Origin of the sequence: Psychrobacter sp. 5A.1, from assembly GCF_030407455.1 — a bacterium.
Taxonomy (GTDB): domain Bacteria; phylum Pseudomonadota; class Gammaproteobacteria; order Pseudomonadales; family Moraxellaceae; genus Psychrobacter.
This window is the reverse complement of record NZ_JASDDJ010000126.1, coordinates 1-1,354: the sequence shown is the minus strand read 5'-3', so window position 1 is coordinate 1,354 and position 1,354 is coordinate 1. Positions and strand designations below refer to the sequence as shown.

The 1,354-nt window shown below is 33.6% G+C and carries 1 protein-coding gene; it reads left to right on the top strand.

Features of this window, described 5'->3' with window-relative positions:
- Nucleotides 1-240 precede the first annotated feature (240 nt).
- A partial coding sequence (locus QL982_RS14370; protein ID WP_290190440.1) for a restriction endonuclease occupies nucleotides 241-1,354 on the top strand: 1,114 nt, incomplete at its 3' end.

The following is a 1,354-nucleotide window of genomic DNA, read 5'->3' as shown; positions in this document are numbered from 1 at the left end:
CAGAAGTGAAACATCATAGCGCCAATGGTAGTGTGGGTTCGCCCATGTGAGAGTAGGTCATCGTCAGCTCTCTATTCTGAAACATCCCCCGACTAGTTATCTAGGCGGGGGATTTTCTTTGCGTGTGGGTTTAGAATTTAGTTAGTTTAGACTTTTGATTTGCAGTAATATAGCTACTGTTACATACTAACAATATATGTAAATACTTCAGTACTTTGATAACGAATATGGATAAATATAATGAAAATTGAAGTTGCCCTGCATAAATCGTCTACTACAAAGGAAAGAGGAGATCTTCTTGAGTCTCTGACTGAAAAACTACTATCTGCACAATCATATGAAGTTATAAATGAAATAAGATTTACTGCAGTAGAGCTAGATTTACTATGTAGACATAAAATTAGTGGTAAAGAGATATATGTAGAATGTAAAGCTTATAGAGATAAAAATATTGATGCAAATATATTAAAGAATCTTGCCGGAACTCTTGTTTTTAAAGACTATGATGAAGCATGGATTATCAGTACAGGAAATTATGGTAAAGAAGCAAAAGGCTTTGTCAGTGAATGGAAGTGTAAACCGAAAGAACAAGCAACAAAATTAAGTTTTTATGATCCAGAAAAAGTAATTGAATCCCTTATCAGTTCAGGAGTGATAAAAAAACAGCCAGAAGATTTGGCTGCTGAATATATGGGAAGTGATAATCTTATTGGTGAATGGGTATTACTTGTAACTAGTTACGGAGTATTTTGGGCTGTAGCAACTTTAGTAGGAGGTATACCTTCAGGAGTACTTTGTTATTATGCAAAAAATAATGAGTTGGTCGATGATGCTAACTTGTTAAGCAACATAGCAGATACTGATACTTCTTTAAATAACCTCAACTTTCAAGTACCTAAGATCAATAAGAATAAGATAGTAAACATTGACTCTAGTAAAGCAGCCAATGTTGTTCAAGTTCAAACTGGTGAAGATTGGAGTGACTATCGGCCAGCCAGACCAGAGGATTTTGTTGGACGCGTAAAGGATATCAATTTCATATTCAATTTTTTTAAAAATGTTAAAGAAGGAAATACAAATACAAGAATATTTGCTATTACTGGAAACTCTGGAATGGGTAAAAGTTCATTAATTGCAAAGTTGAGAGATAAGGCAGAAAACTATCAGAATAAAAATAAGTATTTTGTTTTCCCAGTTGATATACGTGCTGCTACTGGACCAGAGTATATTTATTCCTCACTATTACAGACATTGAAAAGTGCACAAACTGAAGATTTTGGTGATAAAAATATAGATCTAGTTCTTTCTGACGTTGGAAGTCCGTTGAATTCAGAATCTATTAAACTCTATTTAG